The organism is Liquorilactobacillus nagelii DSM 13675, from assembly GCF_019444005.1.
In the GTDB taxonomy this organism is placed as follows: domain Bacteria; phylum Bacillota; class Bacilli; order Lactobacillales; family Lactobacillaceae; genus Liquorilactobacillus; species Liquorilactobacillus nagelii.
The window spans coordinates 1,893,322-1,913,763 of the sequence record NZ_CP049304.1; the positions used below are offsets into that span (position 1 = coordinate 1,893,322).

Consider the following 20,442-nt stretch of genomic DNA (forward strand, 5'->3'; position numbering starts at 1 on the left):
TTTTTTAATTGAAAGGAGGGATGATAATGGAACAACAAACCAGCGGTCGCCGTTTCTTTATCGTAACCTTATTAAATGTCATAATTACTTTTTTTGAATTAGTTGGCGGATTACTGTCTGGTAGTTTAGCCTTACTCTCGGATGCGTTTCATAACTTTGGTGATGCTTTTTCTGTAATTTTAAGCTACGTAGCTAATAAAATTGGCAAGCGTTCACCAAACTCAAGTAACACTTATGGTTACCGACGAATTGAGATTTTGACAGCCTTGCTTAACTCAGTTTTACTGATCGGCGTGTCTATTTTCTTACTAATTGAAGCTGTTCGGCGACTGCTTCATCCGCAAAACGTTGCTGGCGGAATTATGTTTTGGGTAGCCGTAATCAGTTTTTTGGCCAACACCTTAGCAACCTTATTATTAAATCATGATTCAAAACACAATTTAAACATTCGGGCAACCTACTTACATTTGTTGAGTGATGCCCTTGCTTCAATTGGGGTTATTATCAGTGCCGGATTGATTTTTTTCTTTAAAGCCAACTGGATTGATCCTTTAATGACTTTATTAGTCTCAGGCTATATTATTTATGAGTCCTTACCGATTGTCCGACAAACTTTTGTTATTTTAATGGAAGGTGCACCAAAAATTGACTTTGATGCTGTTGAACAAGACTTGTTGCAAATACCAGCAATTAAGGGGGTCCATCATTGCCATGCTTGGCAAATTGATGAAAATCAAATCGTTGTTTCTTTGCATTTAAACTTGGAAGACTTACCGTTAAGTCAGACTGAGAAAATTTATACTCAAGTCGAACAGATCTTAAAAACTAAGTATCAAATTGCTCATGTTACTATCCAAGCTGAGTGTGATCGTGGCAAGGGAGAAAAACTATTTTTAACAAACCAAACTGACCATCAATGACCCATAATAAATGGACGCAAAAACAGGAATTGTGACAAGACATACCGTTTTATCACAGTCCCTGTTTTCTTTTACCTTAATTATAAAACTGCTTTGACTTTAGCTAAAACTTGTTCATAATTCGGTTCGTGAGTCATTTCTGTAACTAATTCACGATAAATGATTGTTCCATTTTGGTCTAAGAGCCAAATACTGCGAGCATCAATTTTAGCTGCAGCAATGTAAATTCCTAAAGCGGAACCAAATTGATGGTCTTGGTCAGACAATAATTGAATTTTGCTGACACCTTCAGCAGCACACCAATTTTTTTGCTCTTCAAGTGTATTAGTCGAGACCGTCAAAAAATTGATTGCTGGGAAATTATCAACTTGCTGATTAAATTTTTTCGTTGATAAACTACAAACTCGTGTATCAATATCAGGAACAACACTAATTAAAGTATATTTTCCCTTAACATCATCCAAACTAATTGTTTGATCCTTTGCTGCAATAAGTTTAAATTCCGGAAAAGTTGCTCCAACAGCAGGTGGCTCGCCATTAGTTACTACTGGTTTCTCATGCATTGTAAACTCCACCATATCACTCTCCTATTAATTTTTTAAAACTGACTTAATTATACAATAAATTTACTAATTTTAAGCCAGTAACGCCTTAAAACAAGCAACTCTTAAAAAGCTTTACTATTTAGTAAATTAATAAAGACCAGAACAAAATTATTTTTTGTCTGGCCTATTAATTCAAACCTTACTTATTAACCAACTTAAATAACTTTCTCTTTGAACGCTTGACGCAATTCAATTTGTTGCTGTAGTTCATGTACCATTTGATTTTCAGTTTTTTCATCCCAATCAAAATAATCAGCCATTTCTGCGATAATTTGATCCTTAACCTCCATAACATGACTGAAATTAAACAACAACTGGCTACTACGGCGAAGCAAATAATCAATTGGATGAACAACCATTTCATATTCTAGGCCATAGTATAGCTGAGCATAGTCAACTGGTTCTAGGCGGCTATCCGTGGGATATTCAGCTAAGAAATTATATAATTGTTCAACGTTTCGTCCATAACGATGAACTAATTTTTCAGCCGCTTCATGATCTAATCCCGCAGCTACCCCGCGTTCAACAGCTGGCTCAAAGAACTCTTTAAAGCCTTGACTGCCACTTTGATCAGCACCTGACAATGGTAAATGCAACGTCTGAGTTTCAACATAATGATAATCACCATATGTTTGAGCAATATCCTTAGCTACCTGATTAACGATTTTTTCAGCCATCTTCCGATAACCAGTTAGTTTTCCACCAGCAATTGAATAGAGTCCTGATTCTGAATGAAAAATCTCATCTTTCCGTGAGATTTCTGAAGGATCCTTCCCTTCTTCTTGAATCAATGGGCGAACCCCAGACCAAGCCGATTCAACATCAGCAAAATGCAACGGCTCAATATCAAACATTTTATTAACTGCCTCTAAAATATAGTGAACATCTTTAGGTGTTACCGTTGGTTCGGCTGGATCCTTAGTCCAAGTTGTATCAGTTGTTCCAAAATACGTTTTACCTTCGCGCGGAATAACGAACATCATTCGTTTATCATTAAATGGTGTATCAAAGAAAATTGCATTTTTAACGGGGAACTTGGAATTGTCAACTACTAAGTGCACTCCCTTGGTCAAATGCAGATGCTTTCCTTTGTTAGATCCATCCATCTCACGAATTGTATCGACCCAAGGACCAGCTGCATTAACCACTCGTTTAGCATAAATCGTAATTTCTTCACCACTAATTTGATCACGAACTTTGGCACCAGCTACTTGGCCTTTGCTATTATAAATTAAATCAATTGCTTTAACATAATTAGCCAACAAAGTTCCCTCTTGATGAGCTCGTTTGACAACTTCCATTACCAAACGGGCATCATCAGTTCGGTACTCCACATAGACCCCCGTACCTTTTAATCCAGCAGCTTTTAAATATGGTTCGCGCTGAAGTGAAGCTTGTTTGTCCAACATGAATTTACGTTCACTTTTTTTAACATGTGCTAGGCGATCATAAACATCTAAAGCAGCTGCTGTAGTAAATTTACCTAAGGTTCCACCTTGATAAAATGGCAACATCATTTTCAGCGGTGTGGTAACATGTGGAGCATTCTCATAAACGATTGCCCGCTCAGTCCCAACTTCAGCTACTTCATGAAAAGCCAACTGCTTCAAATATCGCAATCCACCATGAACCAATTTGGTTGATCTGCTGGAAGTTCCGGAGGCAAAATCGCGCATCTCGATCAGCCCCGTCTGTAACCCTCGTGTCTGAGCATCTAGAGCAATGCCAGCACCAGTAATTCCGCCGCCAATTACTAACAAATCTAGTGGATGTTCTGCCATTGCCTCTAAGTCATGCTTACGTGTCGCAAAACTTAATTTATTTTTCATTCTCTTATCCCTCCGTTAGGCTATTCTTTATTTGGTGCATATTTAAAAGCCATCGTTGCTTTAACCGCATGCTGCCAACCAGTATAAAGCCGATCACGTTCTTCAGTTTCCATTTTGGGTTCAAATCTCTTACCAATTTTGAATATTTCCTTTAGTTCATCTGTATCTTCCCAGAAACCAACGGCTAATCCAGCTAAAAACGCTGCACCCATCGCGGTTGTTTCAACATCTGCTGCTCGTTCCAATGGCGTGTCCAAGATATCAGATTGAAATTGCATTAGGTAGTTATTCATTGATGCACCACCATCAACTCGTAAAACTGGAATTTTAATTTTAGTATCGCGGTACATCGTATCAACGACGTCTCGTGTTTGATACGCCAAGGATTGTAAGACAGCCTTAATGAAGTCATTTCGACTGGTTCCACGGGTCAAACCAAAGACCGATCCGCGAGCATCAGCATCCCAATATGGTGCTCCTAAACCAGTAAATGCTGGTACCACATAAATCTCATCTTGACTGGTTGACTGCATAGCAGCTTCTTCGGAGGCAGCGGCATTGTCGATTAAATGCATCGAATCACGCAACCATTGAATTGCTGACCCGGAAACAAAGACCGATCCTTCTAATGCATAATTAACTTTTCCATTGATTCCGTAGGCAACTGTTGTTAAAAGATTATTAGCAGACATAATTGGTTTTTCACCGGTATTCATGACAATAAATGAACCTGTTCCATAAGTGTTTTTAACCATGCCGGACTTCAAGGCCAATTGTCCAAACAACGCACTCTGCTGATCACCGGCCATTCCTGAAATCGGTACTTCACTACCATAAAAATGATAATGAGCCGTTTTCCCATAAACTTCCGAATTTCCTTTAACTTTTGGCAACATTACTCGCGGAATTTTGAGAATTTTCAAAATTTCATCATCCCAAGTCAAATCGTGAATGTTAAATAGCATTGTTCGACTAGCATTGCTATAGTCAGTAACATGAATTCGACCACCAGAAAGTTTCCACGAAAGCCAAGTATCAATTGTTCCAAAAAGTAATTCACCTTTTTCTGCTCGTTCTTGTGCTCCCTTAACATGATCCAATATCCATCTGATTTTAGTAGCTGAGAAGTAAGGATCAATCAGTAAACCAGTTTTTTCATGAACAAGTTTGTCATATCCATCTTTTTTTAGTTGCTGAGCAATTTCATTGGTTTGTCGTGACTGCCAAACAATCGCATTATAAATTGGCAAGCCCGTTTCTTTATCCCAAATAACAGTTGTTTCACGCTGGTTTGTGATTCCTAGTCCAGCAATTTGGCGCGGTTGAACCCCTGAAGAGATAAATGCATTGGCAATTGTTGACAAAACCGCGTTCCAAATTTCATTTGCATTATGTTCAACCCAACCGGGATGGGGAAAATACTGCGGAAATTCCCGCTGTGCATCAGCAATTTTCTTTCCATCATGGTCAATAATCAGTGCTCGTGTACTAGTTGTTCCTTCATCAATTGTTAAAATATAGTTTTTATCTGCCATAAATCAGCTCTCCTTTTTGTTAGCGTTTACATTAATATCGTATACCAATAAAAATATTTTGCAAGATATTTGTCCTCTTCAAACAACTTTCCCGCTGTTTTTATAGATATATAGTCTTTTTTTGTTTTTTTATTCACAATAAAAATTAATTCACAATATATACCAATCAATATGGTTCTTAAAAAAAACTGATTTAAAAAGCTTTTTACTTTAAACCAATTTAGCTAATCACCCGATAAAAATTAACCCCTGCAACCTAATTGTTGAGAACTACACACATTTTAATTTAACAACCAACAAGTATATAATGATAATTATTATTTTCAGATAGGGGCCTTAATTATGAAAAAACTTGGACTAGTTGGCGGGATGGGGCCAATATCAACTATTGATTATTATCGTAAGTTAACTGCTGGTTTCCAAAAAATCCGACCTAATTCCTGCCCACCAATTATAATTGATAGCTTAGATGTTTTTCAGCTCTTGAAATTAGAAGAAGCTAATCAATCCGAACAATTAATTAGCTTACTGAATTATAGTTTAAATAACTTAGCTGCAGCTGGAGCCGAATATGCTGCTCTAACAGCAAATACGCCGCACATGGTATTTAAAGAATTAGCAGCACTATCCCCAATTCCCTTAATTAGTATTTTGGATCCAGTTTGCCAAGCAATTCAACTAAAACGGCAAAAAAGAGTGGCGCTTTTAGGAACTAAAATGACTATGGAATTGTCCTTTTATCCAGACAAATTAGCATCATGCGGGATTGAGGTAATTGTGCCTGAGCCTAGCCAGATTGCCGTCATTCAAGAAATTATTACTACAGAGTTAGAACAAGGAATTGTTAAGTCACAAAGCAAGAAAAAAATTCTAGAGATAATTAATCATTTATCGAAACACTTCGGCATTGAAGGTGTTATTCTCGGCTGTACTGAACTTCCTTTAATCTTGCAACAAACTGATTGTCGATTAACCCTTTATGATACTGTTGAATTACATACCAACGCGTTACTCACCGAAATGTTTAAGTAAACTAAAATTAATACAAAATTCCTTCCAACAAAAGCTTATTCAATGCTAGAATAGCATCATGGAAGTTTAATTCACACTGCTCCAAAAAATCTCCTTGCACTAGTTTGCGAATTGATTGTTGTAAAGAAATTAATAAAACCTTTTTTTCAGTCACCGTCAAAATTCGCACACGTGGATTACTTAACAACATTTGAAAAACGCGCGATCCCAACTGATCAAGCCGACGATTGACTCGTCCCCACTGCTCGGGGTAATTTGTACTGAAAGCCTTTGAACTACGTAATAACTTGTCTAAATCATAAACATCTGGTAACTTTTGTAATTGAAGTTGTAAAATTTCTAAAGGTGAAGGATGCAAATTTTTAGTTAAAACTGGTTTCTCTGACCTATCATTCAACAAATCATCAAAAACATAGTCAATGGTCTGATTTAACAAATCCGCTTTGCTGGTAAAACTTTGATAGATCGTCCGCTTGCTAACTTTCAATCGTTCAGCTAATTCAGCCATGGTAAAATTAGGGCCTTTTTCTTCAATCAAATGTAACGCGGCTACATAAGCTTCCTGTCTTTCCATTTTTGACACCAGCCCATTCTTATTTTGAGATTTAAAATTTAAAGATCTCGTTTATTCCAATTCAGATTTTAGCACCATATGCCCCCCTATGGTAATATTTTCACTTAATGATTAGGAGTTGATCAATTGAAATTGCAAAAACTATCACAATTAGGAATTACTAATTTGCGCGATATTGGCGGATACGCAACCACTGACGGTCATCTAAAAACTGGAATCTTTTTTAGAAGTGGCGAATTATATGACTTGACTTCCTCTACAACAACAGCCCTAAACAAACAATTAACTGTTAAAAAAATCTTTGATTTCAGACGACCAGCAGAAATTAACAACCGACCTGACACTCCTATTCCGAGTGCAGAATATGAAAATATTAATCTACTAGCTACCCCAGCTCAGGCCAATCCAAGTTTAAAAAATATGGTTATTAATCCACAAATGGATAGCTATATGTTTACTGTCTATGAAGAATTAGCTTTAAGTAAGTCTGCCCGAAATGGTTACCAGCTTTTTTTGAATGAGATTCTAGCTTTGAAAAAACCACTTATTTTTCATTGCTTTGCTGGTAAAGACCGAACTGGTTTTGCAGCCGCGTTACTATTGAAGCTCGCTGGTGTAAACGACGATGATATTTTCGATGACTACCTAGCAACTAATCAAGCACGCCAAAAAGCAAATCAAAAAATTTTAGCTGAGTTTGCTGAAAAACTTAGTGCTGCTAATCTGGCAGCCTTAAAAGTTTCTTTGAATGTCAGAGCCGAATACTTGCAACATGCTTTTGCTGAAATCAGCCAACATTATGGTAGCTTTGATAACTACTTAACAGCTGGTTTGCAGCTCGCACCTGACTATATAACCAAATTTCGGCACCAATTTATTGAATAATAACAAAAAAGGAGTTTACCGATATTTAGTTGGCAAACTCCTTTTGCTTAAGCATTAATTATCAAAAACTTTGAAACGTTGATCATCAGCTAAAAATTGCTTTTCTCCAGCAGGAGCTTCAATCGAACCAAATGGCATCTCTGCACGCAATACCCAGCCAGTTGGAACATCAAAAGCTTGCCGAATTTGATCATCAATCAATGGATTATAGTGCTGCAAACTTGCACCCAAACCATTGGCAGCTAAAGCTAACCAAATATTTTGCTGTGCACCACCAAGCCCTTGCTCTGACCAATCTTGGAAATTATCAGCATATAAAGTGAACTTTTCCTCATGATCCTTAACTGTTGGCTGATCTGTGAATAACAAAACAGTCCCGAAGCCCGCTTTAAAAGTTGCAATTTTTTGTTTAGTTTTAGTATAAGCTTCCTCATTTGGTACTTCCGTCTTTAATCGATCAGCAACAATGTTCCAAACTTTTTCAGAAGCTGCACCATATACAATAATCGCACGAGTTGACTGGTTATTAAAAGCCGTTGGTGATTGACGAACAGCTTCTTTAATCAAAGCTGTTAATTCAGTTTTGTTTACCGTGACATTTCGACCTAGACCATAAATAGTTCGGCGTTTTTTTAATAAATCTAAAAATGGTTGACTCATTTCAAAATCGACTCCTTAATAATCGTTATTTAATATAGCGATTATTTTACAGACATTTTGTAAGTATGTCAACCAACTTTAGTAAATTTTAAAGTAAGATCCCAACGCTATAATGAATAATCATTGTCACAATACCCACAATTAAGTTACGATAAATTGCCACTTTCACCAGTCCGTCGCCTAAACGCGCACTTAAATAGCCAGTTAATGAAACTGATAAGCAAACTGCTAAAATCGTAGCTGGCCACTGAAATGCTACTGGTGATAAAGTCATCGCTGCTAAAGGAAAAATTCCACCAGCTGCCGCTGAAAATAATGATGAAAAAGCCGCACTCCATGGATTCATGTAACGATCCAACTTTAATCCATATTTGACATTAATTACTGTTTCTAGCGGCTTTTTGCTCATCAAATCCGTTGCTATTTCGATAGCCGTAGCTTTAGTGACTCCTTTTTCTTCATAATAAGCAGCTACTGCCACCAGTTCTTGTTCATAGTTAGTTTTTAATAATTGACGTTCAGTTGCAACAGCTGCTTTTTCCGTATCTTTTTGTGTGCTAACTGAAGCATACTCTCCAGATGCCATTGAAAATGCACAAGCTAATAAATCTGCTAGACCTGCAATAAAAATCGTAAATTGGTTGGTCGTTGCAACGGCCACACTGAACAAAACACCAACAACTGTCAAAATACCATCATTTGAGCCCAAAACTCCAGCTCGTAAAGTATTTAGCTTTTCCTCCATTGTAGCTTGCGTCTTTTTTCTCCCTTTAAATGGAATAACTCTTTTTTGTGTAGATTCCATCTTTTTCACCTTCCAATCAATGTCCCAATTGCATACGTAACCACCATAGTCAACATTCCAGATAAGACGTTACGCAAAATACCATGTTTCGGATCTGCTCCGCCTAAAACGGCTGCTCCGTACCCAGTAATTGTTAGTGCCAAAATAACTGCCAAAAAAGTGGCTGCAATTCGTGTGGCTGGAGAAAAAACTAAGATTCCCACTAAGGGTAAAATTGAACCTAGAGGAAACGAAATCATTGAAGCAAATGCTGCAGCATACGGACTAGTAAATTCTTGCGGATTAAACCCATAATGTTCGCGAACAGTCGTAACTAATGGAGCGTGTTCCATCATTTCTCGAGTGGCTTTTTCAGCTAATTCTTCTTTAATTCCTTGTTCTAAATAACGCTTTTTAACATAATTAAATTCTCCTTGATAATCAAGGCTTAAGGCCGACTTTTGTTCAATAACTGCTCTTTTTTGAGCATCTTTTTGTGTATTGACAGAAACATACTCGCCCATCGCCATTGAAACAGTTCCAGCTAACATTCCAGCAATTCCTGAAATAAAAACACCATAACTGCTAGCATTTGCTCCTGCTACGCCAATAACGATTCCAGCAACTGATAGGATGCCATCATTTGCGCCCATAACCGCAGCACGCATGATGTTGACCTTTTGGGCCAAAGATTTTTTTTGCTGCATGGCTTTTCTCCCCTAGTTTAGAATATTTATAATCTAGTAATTATTATATTCTTGTAAGTTAGAAAAGTAAACCAGGAAACAAAAAAACACCCCGATTCGAAAAATCTGAGTGTTTGCCCACCAATGCCAAAACAAAACTAAAGAAATCTTCATACTCCAAATCTTACTAATCTGTTTTGCTGTCGACAGCGTATTTTTGAATTAAAAACTGTAGTTTAGTACGAGAAACACTGGCACCAAAGGCTGGACTACCCGGTTCCAATAATTTTCCAGCTGCTAAGGGTCCAATATCAAGCGGATCAAATCCCATTTGATTGATAATAGTAGCAACTTGATTTTTAGCAGCAAGCTGATCACCAGCTAAGGCAACTGATTTTCGGCCTGAGCTTCCAACTGGCGCAGCCAAGTCTAATAAATTATGATACCCGATATGATTAAAAGCCTTAATTACTTGACTGCTTTTCAACTGCTGCTGGATCATTTCGCTGCTAGAAGTCCCGGATATCAATAAATCGGCTGCCGGTCCATCGGTCGGCTCCCAATAGTTCGTGGCATCAATAACAATTTTGTCAGCAAAATCAGCGGCAGCTAACATTCGATACCGGTGCAATGGCAAAGCTAATATCACTAAATCCGCCTGTTGAGCAACGGCAGTACTTGTTAAGGACTGGGCTTGTGGTAAAAGTGTTGCGACGATCAATTCAATTCTACTCGGATCACCTGAACCAGCAATTAAAACTTGATAACCCGCTTGTTGGGCTAATTGACCTAAAACCATCCCCAACTTCCCAGCCCCGATAATTCCGAGCTTCATTTTATTCCTCCTCTGCTAGAATCTCACGCACTCGTGGAACAACTTGGTGAGCGTATAATTCAATTAGCTTCATTCGTTGAGGAACAGGTAGACCACCAGCGCCATAAGCTAACTCAAAGCGGCTGATTCCTAACTTTTTAATCGTCCTTGCTAACCGTTGGGCAACAGTTTCCGGTGACCCAACATAAAATGACCCCTCTTTGATTTCAAAGTTAAATTGTTCTTGAGTCATTGGTGCCCAACCACGTTCATTTCCTAGCTTGACAAAACTTGCCCGTAAATATTTCCAAGCTAATTCGCGTGCTTGCTCATCGGTAGCTGCTATTAAGCTATGAGAATGAACTGCTAGTGGTTGAAGTGGTTTTTGATATTGGTTAGCTGCCTTACGATAAAGTTCAATATATGGCAAAAAGCGTTCAGCTCGACCACCAATGATTGCCAAGGTTAATGGAAAACCATATTTAGCTGTTCGAACTACTGACGCAGGTGTTCCGCCAACTGCTATTCGGACTGGCAAACCCTTTTCTGTTTTTGGAAAAACTTCCATGTCTTCTAAGGAAGGGCGAGTTTTACCAGACCAAGTCACTCGTTCTTCTTTTAATAATTCAGCAAATAGACTCAACTTATCTTCAAATAATAAATCATAATCACGTAAGTCGTAGCCATACAATGGAAAAGATTCAAGAAATGAACCACGTCCCAAAACAACTTCAGCTCGATTATTTGATAATGCCGCTAAAGTTGCAAATCGTTCATAGACACGAACTGGATCATCTGAACTTAAAACTGTAACTCCTGAAGCTAATGTTATTTGCTTAGTCTTAGCTGCTAATGCAGCCAAAACGATATCTGGACTGGAAATTGCATAATCTGCTCGATGATGTTCTCCTAAGGCGATGACCTTCAAGCCCAACTCATCAGCCAAAATCCCCTCAGCAACCACTTGACGAATTGCCGCAGCTTGTGAGAGCGGTTGATCAGAAACTGATAATGGAATATCACCGAAAGAATCAAGCCCAAAAACAACTTTAGAAGGGTCAAAATTTTGTTTTGTCATTTTTTCTCCTAGCTTATTTTTAATAAGCAAAATATACTTGAAGATTAGTGCTTTTGTCAAAAAAAATACTTACAATGATTTTTTAAAAAGTCATTCAACCATAAAATTTTATTCACACTTTCTTCAAAAAGTCAGGCTATATTATAACCATAGTCTTGAAAAACAAAAACAAGCCAAGACTTAAATTCATATCTTTCTCTACTCCCTTTTTCTCTGCAGCCACTCCCCCAAGGACTGCAGAGTTTTTTTGAGCAAAAATGTTGCTTTTTTTGTAACAAGTGTTATAGTTGAAACATAGAAATTAACTTACAAATAATAAGGAGTGACGTTTTCAATGACAAAAACCGTTGGATTAATCGTTGGGAGTCTTAGAAAGAATTCATTTACTCGGGCAGTAGCTGAACAGATGGCCGCACAATTACCAGATGGCTTTACTGTTAAACCAATCGATATTAGCAAATTGGATCTTTATAATCAGGACTTGGATGATGAGAATCGTGCACCACAGAGCTGGACAGATTTTCGTAATGAAATGAAAAATGTCGATGCAGTTATTTTTGCAACCCCAGAATATAACCGTTCTGTTCCGGGAGCTTTGAAAAACGCTTTGGATGTTGGATCTCGTCCTTATGGTGAAAGTATCTGGGATCAAAAACCAGCAATTATCTTGAGTGTTTCGCCTGGTGCCATTAGTGGCTTTGGCGCTAACCATCACCTGCGTCAGTCATTAGTTTTCTTAAACATGCCAACAATTCAACAACCCGAGTTGTATATCGGTAATGTCACAAATATCTTAGATGACAATTTGAAGATTACAAACGAAGGCACTTTAAAATTCTTAGGTGGCGCAATGCAAACTTTCGCCGAATTTATTAATAAATTAGCATAAATTAGTGGCATCACACCCTCTTAACTAAAAAACGGGCAATTCACAGAACTAATTGTGAGTTGCCCATTTTTTTATATGAATTAACAAATTATTAATGTTGTTTTAAAATTCCAAAAAACTTTCTTATTACATTATCGGCCGTAATAATTGTATTTTCAATCCACAAAAATCATTAACAGTTGGTTTTCCTAACTACACCAACTAATTTACAAAATTACAAGCGCTTTAATTGAAGAAAAATCGCCTGTCACGTACAATTAATAAAGAAGGAGGTTTCGTTAAATGATGAAAAAAGAATATAACTTTCCAGTTACTTTGCAACACCTTAATCAGCTGGTAGCTGATTTAAGCCAGCTTCAGGTCAACATTCAACAAACTCATTGGTACATGCGCGGACCTGAATTCTTCCACCTCCATCCTCTAATGGATGATTATAATGATCAATTAGCAGAACAATTAGATACTATTGCTGAACGTATTATTGCCCTAGGTGGTTCGCCGTTATCAACTACCCATGAATTTATTGAACATACAAAATTACCTGATGAAAAAATCACTTGGGGGCAATATAAGCTGCCCGAGTTGATGGAACGCTTATTGGATCAATTCAAATATTTACGCGATCAGTATCAACAAGGGATTAAAATTACCGATGAAGAAAAAGATTTCCCGACGCAAGATATTTTGAATGGCTACAAGAGTGACTTAGATAAAATTATTTGGATGATTAGCGCTTATCTCGATCGTGCACCATTAGAAAATTAACATTTTTCAGTAAAAGGCTGTGACAAAAACATTTGTCCGGCCTTTTTAGTTGTACATAATCAATGGCTAAATAATTGTCTTATTGAACGGCTCACAAAAAGTTTTAAGCGTTCTAATTTAGCACAGATTGCGCTATAATAACTTTGAATTATTCTTTTCTAAGAACTATTTTATAAGTAAAGTCCGCCATGCCAATTGCGTTCAGCGGACAATTATTTCCCTGGAGGTGTCTGTAATGAAAGTTGCAATTTTTTCAACCTGTATTGTGGACTTAATGTTCCCTAATGTGGGGCAAGCGATGGTTGAAGTGCTTGAGAGATTTGGTTGTGAAACCAGCTTCCCTAACAAACAAATCTGTTGCGGCCAGCCTACATATAATAGCGGCTACCACAAAGAAACCCAGAAAGTTTTCCATAATGAGGTTGATGCTTTAATGAGTGCTGATGCTGACTATATTGTAGGACCAGCAGGATCTTGTGTGGCTATGTTGCGCGAGTATAAAAACTTGCTCAAAGATGATCCAAAATATGCTGATAAAGCGGCAGCAATGGCTGACAAAACATATGAATTTTCGCAATTTCTCTATCGCGTATTAGGTGTTCGCAATGCTGGTGCTCAATTAGATGCTGTAGCAACTTATCACCGTTCCTGCCACATGACCCGCCTGTTACGAGAACGAGAAGCCCCTTATGAACTACTAGCTAATGTCAAAAATCTGCAAATGGTTCCTTTACCGCGAGCGGAAAACTGTTGCGGTTTTGGTGGCACTTTCTCGGTTAAAGAACCCCAAATTTCTCGACAAATGGTCGATGAAAAAGTTAACGATATCCTCAGTACCCAGGCCTCAGTTTTAATTAGCGCTGACCCTTCCTGCTTGATGAATATTGCCGGTCGTTTCAGCCGTCGAAATGAAAAAATCAAAATTATGCATATTGCTGAAGTATTAAATCATAACGTTGACCCAGCTCGAATTCGCTTAGCTGATCAACCGGCAAATGTCTAAGGAGGCAGCAAAATGGCAACACTTTCAACCAGTAATGAACCATTCTTAACTAGAATTAAAGAATCAGAAGATGACAAGTTCATGCAAAAGTCAGTCGCTAAAGCGCAAGATGCGCAATGGGAAAAGCGGCCAGCTTCACGCAAAGAACTTGGGCATTGGGAAGATTGGCGCAATTTAGGTGAACAAATTCGCCAACACGTCATTAAGTACTTGCCAGACTATCTGGAAGAATTCAGCGACAATGTCGAAAAACGCGGCGGCCATGTTTTTTTTGCTCAAACAGACAAAGAAGCTGTTGACTACATTAAAAAAATTGCCCAGCAAAAAAAAGCTCACAAAATTGTTAAATCCAAATCGATGGTTACAACTGAAATTAATTTGGATAAAGAATTACTAAAGTTACCAGATACTTCAGTCTTAGAAACTGACTTAGCAGAATTTATCCTTGAAGAGGATAATTGGGATGAACCGACACATATTGTTTTTCCAACCTTGCATAAAAATCGTGATCAAATTCAAAAAATTTTTCAAAAACTTGGTTATAAGGGAAGCAATGAACCGGGGGAAATGGCCAAATTTGCTCGTCATTACTTACGACAATCCTTCTTAGAGGCAGACTTAGGCATTACCGGCTGCAACTTTGCAATTGCCGATCAGGGCATGATTAATTTAGTTACTAATGAGGGAAATGCTGACTTAACCATGGCCATCCCTGACACTCAAGTTGTCGTAATGGGAATGGAACGAATTGTCCCTAGTCTAAAAGAAGCCGAAGTTATGGATAACATGCTTTCGCGTAGTGCAGTAGGTCAAAAACTCACTAGTTATTGTACTTTTGCCGGCCCACAAACAGCCGATGAAAGTGATGGTCCCAAAGATTTCTACGTTGTCATCTTAGATAATGGGCGTTCTAAAGCCTTGGGAACCGACTTTGAGCCAGCTCTTCAATGTATTCGTTGTGGTTCTTGTCTAAATGTCTGCCCTGTTTATCGACATATTGGCGGCCATGGCTATGGTTCAATTTATCCCGGGCCAATCGGAGCTGTTTTATCACCAATTTTAGGTGGCTACGAAAAATTCAAAGATTTGCCGTTTGCTTGCAGTTTAAACGCTGCTTGTACTGACACCTGCCCGGTAAAAATTCCGTTGCATAAACTACTAATCAAGCACCGAGAAGTTATGATGGATAAAATGAAACTTGACCATAGTTTTAATAATGTTTTGCTCAAAGGGGCCGGTGTTGCAACGGCTGCTCCAATCGTCTTTAACATCGCCTTAAAAGGTGCTTATCTCGGTTCAGCACCTTTAGCCAAAAAGAGCCAAACATCCGTTGATAACTTCTTCAATTTTGGTCATATTGAATGGGCTCCAAGCTTAGCAAAAGGGTGGACGGATGTTCGTTCTTTACCACGACCAGCTAAAAGTTCTGAAAATTTCCGCAGCTGGTATAAAAAGCATCAAGCTGCTAAAGAAGCTCAGGTAAAGGAGGAACATAACAATGGATAAGGCCAATCGCGAAGCTTTCTTAAATAACATTGCTACTCATGCTAATCGGCCACGTCACCAACTGGTTAATCATCCATTCAAGCCTTTAAATAATCTGCCCGAGTCAACACTCTCCGGCAAGACACAAGATCAACTGTTAGAAATTGCTCGTCAAAGTAGCGAAGAAGTTCACGTTGATTTTCGGACAACTACTAAAGCAGAATTGACCAATATGATTAATAGTTATTTGCAGCATAAAAACATCCAACATTTGATTCTGCCAACTACCAATCTTTGGCAGCAATTCGGATTAACCGACTGGCAGCAACAACGAACTACAGAACATACTAATTATTGGGAGCCCGGTGCTGACCGCCAGATCAATATCCAACGGGCCCAAAATGCTGATGGCGCAATTGGTTTTGCCGATTTTCTTTTAGCTGAATCAGGAACGATTGCTGTTGCCACCGTTCCTGGTCAGGGACGGGCGTTTCACTTTTTGCCAACACATTATCTCAGCATTATTCCTAAGAGTCGAATTGTTCCACGTAGTCGTCAAGCGATGGTTTATTATGAAGAAAAAATAAAAAATGGTGAACTATCAACATCCAATATCAATTTAATTACGGGTCCATCTAACTCTGGTGATATTGAAATGGTGCTAGTTGTTGGTGTTCATGGGCCATTAGATATGACCTACGTTGTTGTTGAAGATTTGTAATTTAATTAATTAAACACATAAGACAAGTTGTGAAATTAATGAATACCTCCAAAAAGAGCAAGCTAATTGAAAACTTAGCTTGCTCTTTTTGTGTAACAATTAAACTAATTACTTTTTTTTACACCTTGCCGCGTTTATTAACCAAGAAGGATCATCTTACAGCATTTACTTAACCAATAAAAGATTAAATGCTGACCATCCCTTCTTAACAAAATTTTCTGCCAGCTGGTCCAGTGGATCTCTTTTGAAATGTTTAACCGGTACTGTCAAATCTAAAATAACACCTTCACTGTGATAATATTTCGCCATCCAAGCATTTTCCCAGTGTTCATTAGGTCGGTTGCCGCTCTCTAGGTAGGCTGTTCCCTTATAGGGATTATACTCTGTTACAACGCCTTTAATTCCAGGAACTTTTACCACTTTATGGGGGTTAGCCTCGATAATCTCAATTTCCGTTTTAAAACTATCAGCAGCGGCTAAAAATTCATTCGTCAATTTTAAGTATCCTGGAACTGTCACTGCCAAGCAAACCAGATTCAATCCAATAATTACTGTCAGTGTCAATTTGGGCAAATACTCCCGTAAAAATGCCAGCAGCGTTACCACACAAATTATTCCAAAAATTGTAGCGCCATACCAAGTTCTGCCTGGTAATTGTGGTGATAATACGAGAGCCCCAACTGAAAGTCCAGCTGCACCAAAAGCCAATAGGCTAGTTAACAGTAAATCATTAGTTTTAAATGAAAATTGATGCTTTTTTATCAAATAACCGCTAATTAAAAATAAAATAGCGATTAAACCTAATAAATAACCACTATAATTAATCGTCTTCCACAAGATATTTAAAAATTGAAAGGAGTGACCTTTTTGATTCAATGCTTCACCACTATTGTTCAACAGCATGATTAGCATGCCTAAAATTGCTGCTAAAAGGCCCCAATACTTATAACTTTGCCGGTGATTTAAATCGTTTGCTAGATAACTTACATAAGCCAAAATTACCACAACCGGACCAATATTTTCATTAGTAGCACCTGATAAAAAGCCTAAGAAAATCATCAAAGCTGTAAAAAATCGCGGCATCTGGAGCTGATGTTCTTTAATGTTCCAGCGAAAGGGCCATAGAAAAGCCAGATAAATTGGTGTCATCCAAAGATAATTACATGCACCTGACATCCAAAACATCGTATGACCAAAGTCTGGAATTAATAATCCCAGCAAAAGGTAAGTTAACAACAATGATAATGAGGAAATTTCCGTAAATTTTCTTACCACAAATAGATTGATTAGTAATCCAACGACAATAAAAACTAGACTATTAGCAAAATTAAAAACTATTTTTGGAAACTGCATTAATGCCTGAATGAAAAAATCACCAACAAAACGACCATTCCAAGTTTGGGTATGCACTACAACCGACACTAACAAATCCCAAATATTGTGAATACTTTTAAGCTGTGTTGCTGGCCACTCACCATTGTATTGAAAGTGATAAAGAAAATCATCGCCGATAAAACCAATTAATTTATTCAAGTGATAAAAAAAATAGCCAGTTAATAAACAAATCAACCACAGCAGTATAATTTTTACAGTTTTAAATAACCTTACTTTAACCATTTTAGAACTCCTTGTTTCCAAGCTTTATCAGTGACCATAATTCGTGGAAGAGCTCCTTGCTTAGTAGCCGGATCATCATCGATAATTCCGGTATCCAGCGAAAATGTAAGATACCCATGCTTTTTTAAGTACTTTTGAATACGATTTGTTGCTTCCCCATAAGGATAAGCGTACAAATTAGACTTTAAATTTAATTCAGTACAAAATTTTTTCTGAGCTGTTCGCAAATCCTTTTTAAAAGCTTGGTAATTTTCTGGCAGCATCAAAGCTGGCTTATTTTCTACTAAATAGTGCAGATTATTAGTATGTAATCCAAAAGTGACTAATTTCGATTTTTTCTTGAGTGCCTTAATTTCTGGCCAATCTTCCATCTGACTGCCACGATTATATTGATTAGTTTGTCCGGTAATAATAAATAAAGTATACGGCAGCTGCTCTTTTTCCAAATATGGAATTGCATTTTCAAAAACTGTTTGATCACAATCATCAAAAGTGATGACAACATATTGGTGCGAAAACTTTTTATTAGTTTTAAGCATTTTTTCAGCTGTTTTCATTGAAATAATCCTGACATGATGTTTTTTTAAAGTTGCCAGCTGGTGTTTAAATGTTGGTAACGTTACACTATATTCATGAATCTGATTATTATTAGAGAGTCCTTTAGTAACAGTCGTTAACCAGTTACTCTTAATTACTCGGTGATAACACAAAATTTGAATTCCATTACGTTTTTCTTGGCTTTTTGCCAATTTTCCAGTTGAAATTTCTCTTTTACTTTCATTTTCAGCAATTTTTTGTGCGTAAGCCAATCGAACACTGATCAATACGGCAATGATAAAAATCAATATATAAACTAAATGCCAACTTTTTTTAATGTTTTTCATGGACTTTTTTTACCCGACTATCGTTCGGTTAATAACTGCTAAAAAATTAATGGCAATGATAATCAAACCTATTCCCTTGATTGTCTGAACTAAATTTCCCCAATTACAATTAAAAATTATATATTGGTCAACAAAGGTTTCATTATGAACATGCAACAAAAACAAACTCAACAAGCCAAATAACATGATTGGTGTAAGCGCCAAAATAAGATAACCCAAAAATTTTAACGCAGTTTCCCACGATCTGAACTTTCCCATGAAGCTCGCTCCTTTCGATCAAAAAGATGATAAAATGCAGCTACTGTTGATACAATATTGTTTAACCAATAAAAGAAAAAATAGATTGGAATTATCCCGATCAACTCCCAATGTTGACCCGCTAGACTGTGTTTATTAATTAAGTTAGCTGTCAAATAAAACAGCAATGTTACCAAGTAATAAGCACAAAATGTATCAAGCCGCAAATTTAAGTTATGCAATAGTTGATAATCAAAAACTAGACTTAATAATGATAGAGACACCAAAAAAATCCATAGATAGCTTAAGGTCATATCTAGCAACAGCCATCTTTTACTAGCCGATAAAAATGGTAATTTTAAAATATGACTTTGCCAGACTTCTAATCCACCACGTGCCCAACGAATACGTTGTCTAAAAAAACCTTTAACCGTCTCAGAAACTCGGATATAACACAATGCTTCTGGAATATAACCGCAACGATATTCTGAATCGTACAATTTCCAAGTAGCAGCTATGTCCTCGGTTAAAGCTTGTTCATTCCAACCACCAATCCCTCTAAGTGCCTCAGTTCGATAAAGTGTTAAGACTCCAGAAACGGTAAGGATTAATCCACAAAAAAAATATTGCGCTCGTTTTATACAATCAATATTAAAAAAATATTCGATAAACTGTAATTTAGCAATCAGTTTAGTTTTATTCAGCACCATTGGCCGGCCAGTTACAGCTGCCAAATCAGCTTTGCCTTGAATTCCCGTAACCAAACGACGCAAAGCCCCCTTTTCAAGGATTGAATCCGCATCGACACATAAGATAAATTCTGCTGTGCTGGCTTTCAATGCCATATTCAACGCATGTGCCTTTCCTTGATTGACAGTTAACTTGATTAATTCAATTTGCTGGTTAAAATCACGCTTGGCTAATACCATCTGTTTGAAGGTCTGATCATCACTACCGTCATCGACTAACACAATTCGAAAATTTTTATAGTTTTGCTGACAAAGAGACTTAACTGACTGATACAATAATTGTTCTTCGTTATGACATGCCATAAAAACATCAACAGCTGGTTCAGCAAGAAGTTTTTCTTTCTGAATATTTTTTTCTTTCCTCAATGCTAAATAGCTTGAACCCAATATCCAAACAAAGGACATAAATATCGGATAATAAAGTTCAAAAATCCCAATCATCAATCTCACCCCTTTTATACAAAGCGTCATTTATTATTCTTTTTAAATAGAAAACATTTAAAAAAATTGATAAGCAAACAGTTCGCTAACAAAAGCAACAATCAAAAGCTCATTTAGTTACGATTATTTTAATTACTCATTAGTAATAACCGTTTTAAGATACTTTTGTAACTTAAAACTGCCTTCGAAAAAAGTTTAACATATTACCCACATTTAATAAAGTATTTATTTCCACAAAAAAATCGCTGA

General features: G+C 37.2%; 21 protein-coding genes. 8 read left to right on the top strand and 13 right to left on the bottom strand.

Annotated elements, in window-relative coordinates; genetic code table 11:
• The first annotated feature begins 26 nt into the window (after window positions 1-26).
• Window positions 27-920, top strand: a complete 894-nt coding sequence (locus G6O73_RS09575) for a cation diffusion facilitator family transporter (RefSeq protein ID WP_057886547.1) — start codon at window positions 27-29, stop codon at window positions 918-920.
• An 80-nt stretch (window positions 921-1,000) separates the two neighbouring features.
• Here the strand turns inward: G6O73_RS09575 and tpx are convergent, their stop codons facing one another.
• The 3 genes from tpx to glpK form a co-directional block, all read right to left on the bottom strand.
• The gene (gene tpx, locus G6O73_RS09580; RefSeq protein ID WP_057886546.1) at window positions 1,001-1,495 is read right to left on the bottom strand and encodes a thiol peroxidase; all 495 of its coding nucleotides are present in this window, start codon (window positions 1,493-1,495) and stop codon (window positions 1,001-1,003) included.
• A 185-nt stretch (window positions 1,496-1,680) separates the two neighbouring features.
• Window positions 1,681-3,354 (bottom strand): glycerol-3-phosphate dehydrogenase/oxidase, encoded by a 1,674-nt coding sequence (locus tag G6O73_RS09585; RefSeq protein WP_057886545.1) that lies wholly within the window; start codon window positions 3,352-3,354, stop codon window positions 1,681-1,683.
• 20 nt (window positions 3,355-3,374) lie between these two features.
• On the bottom strand, window positions 3,375-4,889 hold the full coding sequence (gene glpK, locus G6O73_RS09590) for a glycerol kinase GlpK (RefSeq protein ID WP_057886544.1): 1,515 nt from the start codon (window positions 4,887-4,889) through the stop codon (window positions 3,375-3,377).
• Between the two features lie 342 nt (window positions 4,890-5,231).
• On the opposite strand from glpK, the gene G6O73_RS09595 reads away from it, so the two are divergent.
• A complete protein-coding gene (locus G6O73_RS09595) occupies window positions 5,232-5,921 on the top strand; it encodes an aspartate/glutamate racemase family protein (protein ID WP_057886543.1) in 690 nt (229 codons plus the stop codon).
• A gap of 7 nt (window positions 5,922-5,928) precedes the next feature.
• On the opposite strand, the gene G6O73_RS09600 is transcribed toward G6O73_RS09595, so the two are convergent.
• Complete coding sequence (locus tag G6O73_RS09600; RefSeq protein ID WP_057886542.1) at window positions 5,929-6,495, bottom strand: TetR/AcrR family transcriptional regulator; 567 nt, start codon at window positions 6,493-6,495, stop codon at window positions 5,929-5,931.
• 126 nt (window positions 6,496-6,621) lie between these two features.
• Between G6O73_RS09600 and G6O73_RS09605 the strand changes: the two genes are divergently transcribed.
• Window positions 6,622-7,380 carry a tyrosine-protein phosphatase gene (locus G6O73_RS09605; RefSeq protein ID WP_057886541.1) on the top strand — a complete coding sequence of 253 codons (759 nt, stop codon included), beginning with the start codon at window positions 6,622-6,624 and terminating at the stop codon, window positions 7,378-7,380.
• 54 nt (window positions 7,381-7,434) lie between these two features.
• Here G6O73_RS09605 and G6O73_RS09610 read toward each other — a convergent pair whose 3' ends face one another.
• The 5 genes from G6O73_RS09610 to G6O73_RS09630 all read right to left on the bottom strand — a co-directional run bounded on the left by G6O73_RS09610 (window position 7,435) and on the right by G6O73_RS09630 (window position 11,402).
• The gene (locus tag G6O73_RS09610) at window positions 7,435-8,040 is read right to left on the bottom strand and encodes a nitroreductase family protein (RefSeq protein WP_057886540.1); all 606 of its coding nucleotides are present in this window, start codon (window positions 8,038-8,040) and stop codon (window positions 7,435-7,437) included.
• 88 nt (window positions 8,041-8,128) lie between these two features.
• On the bottom strand, window positions 8,129-8,845 hold the full coding sequence (locus G6O73_RS09615) for a VIT1/CCC1 transporter family protein (protein ID WP_057886539.1): 717 nt from the start codon (window positions 8,843-8,845) through the stop codon (window positions 8,129-8,131).
• 5 nt (window positions 8,846-8,850) lie between these two features.
• Window positions 8,851-9,531: a VIT1/CCC1 transporter family protein gene (locus tag G6O73_RS09620; protein ID WP_057886538.1), complete on the bottom strand. Its 681-nt coding sequence runs from the start codon at window positions 9,529-9,531 to the stop codon at window positions 8,851-8,853.
• A 166-nt stretch (window positions 9,532-9,697) separates the two neighbouring features.
• Entirely contained in the window at window positions 9,698-10,345 is a 648-nt protein-coding gene (locus G6O73_RS09625; protein WP_057886537.1) for an NADPH-dependent F420 reductase, read from the bottom strand.
• A gap of 1 nt (window position 10,346) precedes the next feature.
• Window positions 10,347-11,402: an LLM class flavin-dependent oxidoreductase gene (locus tag G6O73_RS09630; protein WP_057886536.1), complete on the bottom strand. Its 1,056-nt coding sequence runs from the start codon at window positions 11,400-11,402 to the stop codon at window positions 10,347-10,349.
• A gap of 334 nt (window positions 11,403-11,736) precedes the next feature.
• Between G6O73_RS09630 and G6O73_RS09635 the strand changes: the two genes are divergently transcribed.
• The 5 genes from G6O73_RS09635 to G6O73_RS09655 all read left to right on the top strand — a co-directional run bounded on the left by G6O73_RS09635 (window position 11,737) and on the right by G6O73_RS09655 (window position 16,265).
• Window positions 11,737-12,291: an NADPH-dependent FMN reductase gene (locus G6O73_RS09635; RefSeq protein ID WP_057886535.1), complete on the top strand. Its 555-nt coding sequence runs from the start codon at window positions 11,737-11,739 to the stop codon at window positions 12,289-12,291.
• A gap of 285 nt (window positions 12,292-12,576) precedes the next feature.
• Entirely contained in the window at window positions 12,577-13,056 is a 480-nt protein-coding gene (locus G6O73_RS09640; RefSeq protein ID WP_057886662.1) for a Dps family protein, read from the top strand.
• A 235-nt stretch (window positions 13,057-13,291) separates the two neighbouring features.
• A complete protein-coding gene (locus G6O73_RS09645) occupies window positions 13,292-14,059 on the top strand; it encodes a (Fe-S)-binding protein (protein ID WP_057886534.1) in 768 nt (255 codons plus the stop codon).
• Window positions 14,060-14,071: 12 nt separating this feature from the next.
• Window positions 14,072-15,565 carry a LutB/LldF family L-lactate oxidation iron-sulfur protein gene (locus tag G6O73_RS09650; protein WP_057886533.1) on the top strand — a complete coding sequence of 498 codons (1,494 nt, stop codon included), beginning with the start codon at window positions 14,072-14,074 and terminating at the stop codon, window positions 15,563-15,565.
• Window positions 15,558-16,265: a LutC/YkgG family protein gene (locus tag G6O73_RS09655; RefSeq protein WP_057886532.1), complete on the top strand. Its 708-nt coding sequence runs from the start codon at window positions 15,558-15,560 to the stop codon at window positions 16,263-16,265. Before G6O73_RS09650 ends, G6O73_RS09655 begins: the two co-directional genes overlap by 8 nt.
• 165 nt (window positions 16,266-16,430) lie before the next feature.
• Here the strand turns inward: G6O73_RS09655 and G6O73_RS09660 are convergent, their stop codons facing one another.
• The 4 genes from G6O73_RS09660 to G6O73_RS09675 are packed head-to-tail and all read right to left on the bottom strand — an operon-like array spanning window position 16,431 to window position 20,193.
• Window positions 16,431-17,882 carry a DUF3329 domain-containing protein gene (locus G6O73_RS09660; RefSeq protein ID WP_057886531.1) on the bottom strand — a complete coding sequence of 484 codons (1,452 nt, stop codon included), beginning with the start codon at window positions 17,880-17,882 and terminating at the stop codon, window positions 16,431-16,433.
• Window positions 17,870-18,766, bottom strand: a complete 897-nt coding sequence (locus tag G6O73_RS09665) for a polysaccharide deacetylase family protein (RefSeq protein ID WP_057886530.1) — start codon at window positions 18,764-18,766, stop codon at window positions 17,870-17,872. The genes G6O73_RS09660 and G6O73_RS09665 overlap by 13 nt, the downstream gene beginning before the upstream one ends.
• Window positions 18,767-18,775: 9 nt before the next feature.
• Window positions 18,776-19,024 (bottom strand): hypothetical protein, encoded by a 249-nt coding sequence (locus G6O73_RS09670; protein WP_057886529.1) that lies wholly within the window; start codon window positions 19,022-19,024, stop codon window positions 18,776-18,778.
• A complete protein-coding gene (locus G6O73_RS09675; RefSeq protein WP_057886528.1) occupies window positions 18,991-20,193 on the bottom strand; it encodes a glycosyltransferase in 1,203 nt (400 codons plus the stop codon). Before G6O73_RS09675 ends, G6O73_RS09670 begins: the two co-directional genes overlap by 34 nt.
• Window positions 20,194-20,442 lie beyond the last annotated feature (249 nt).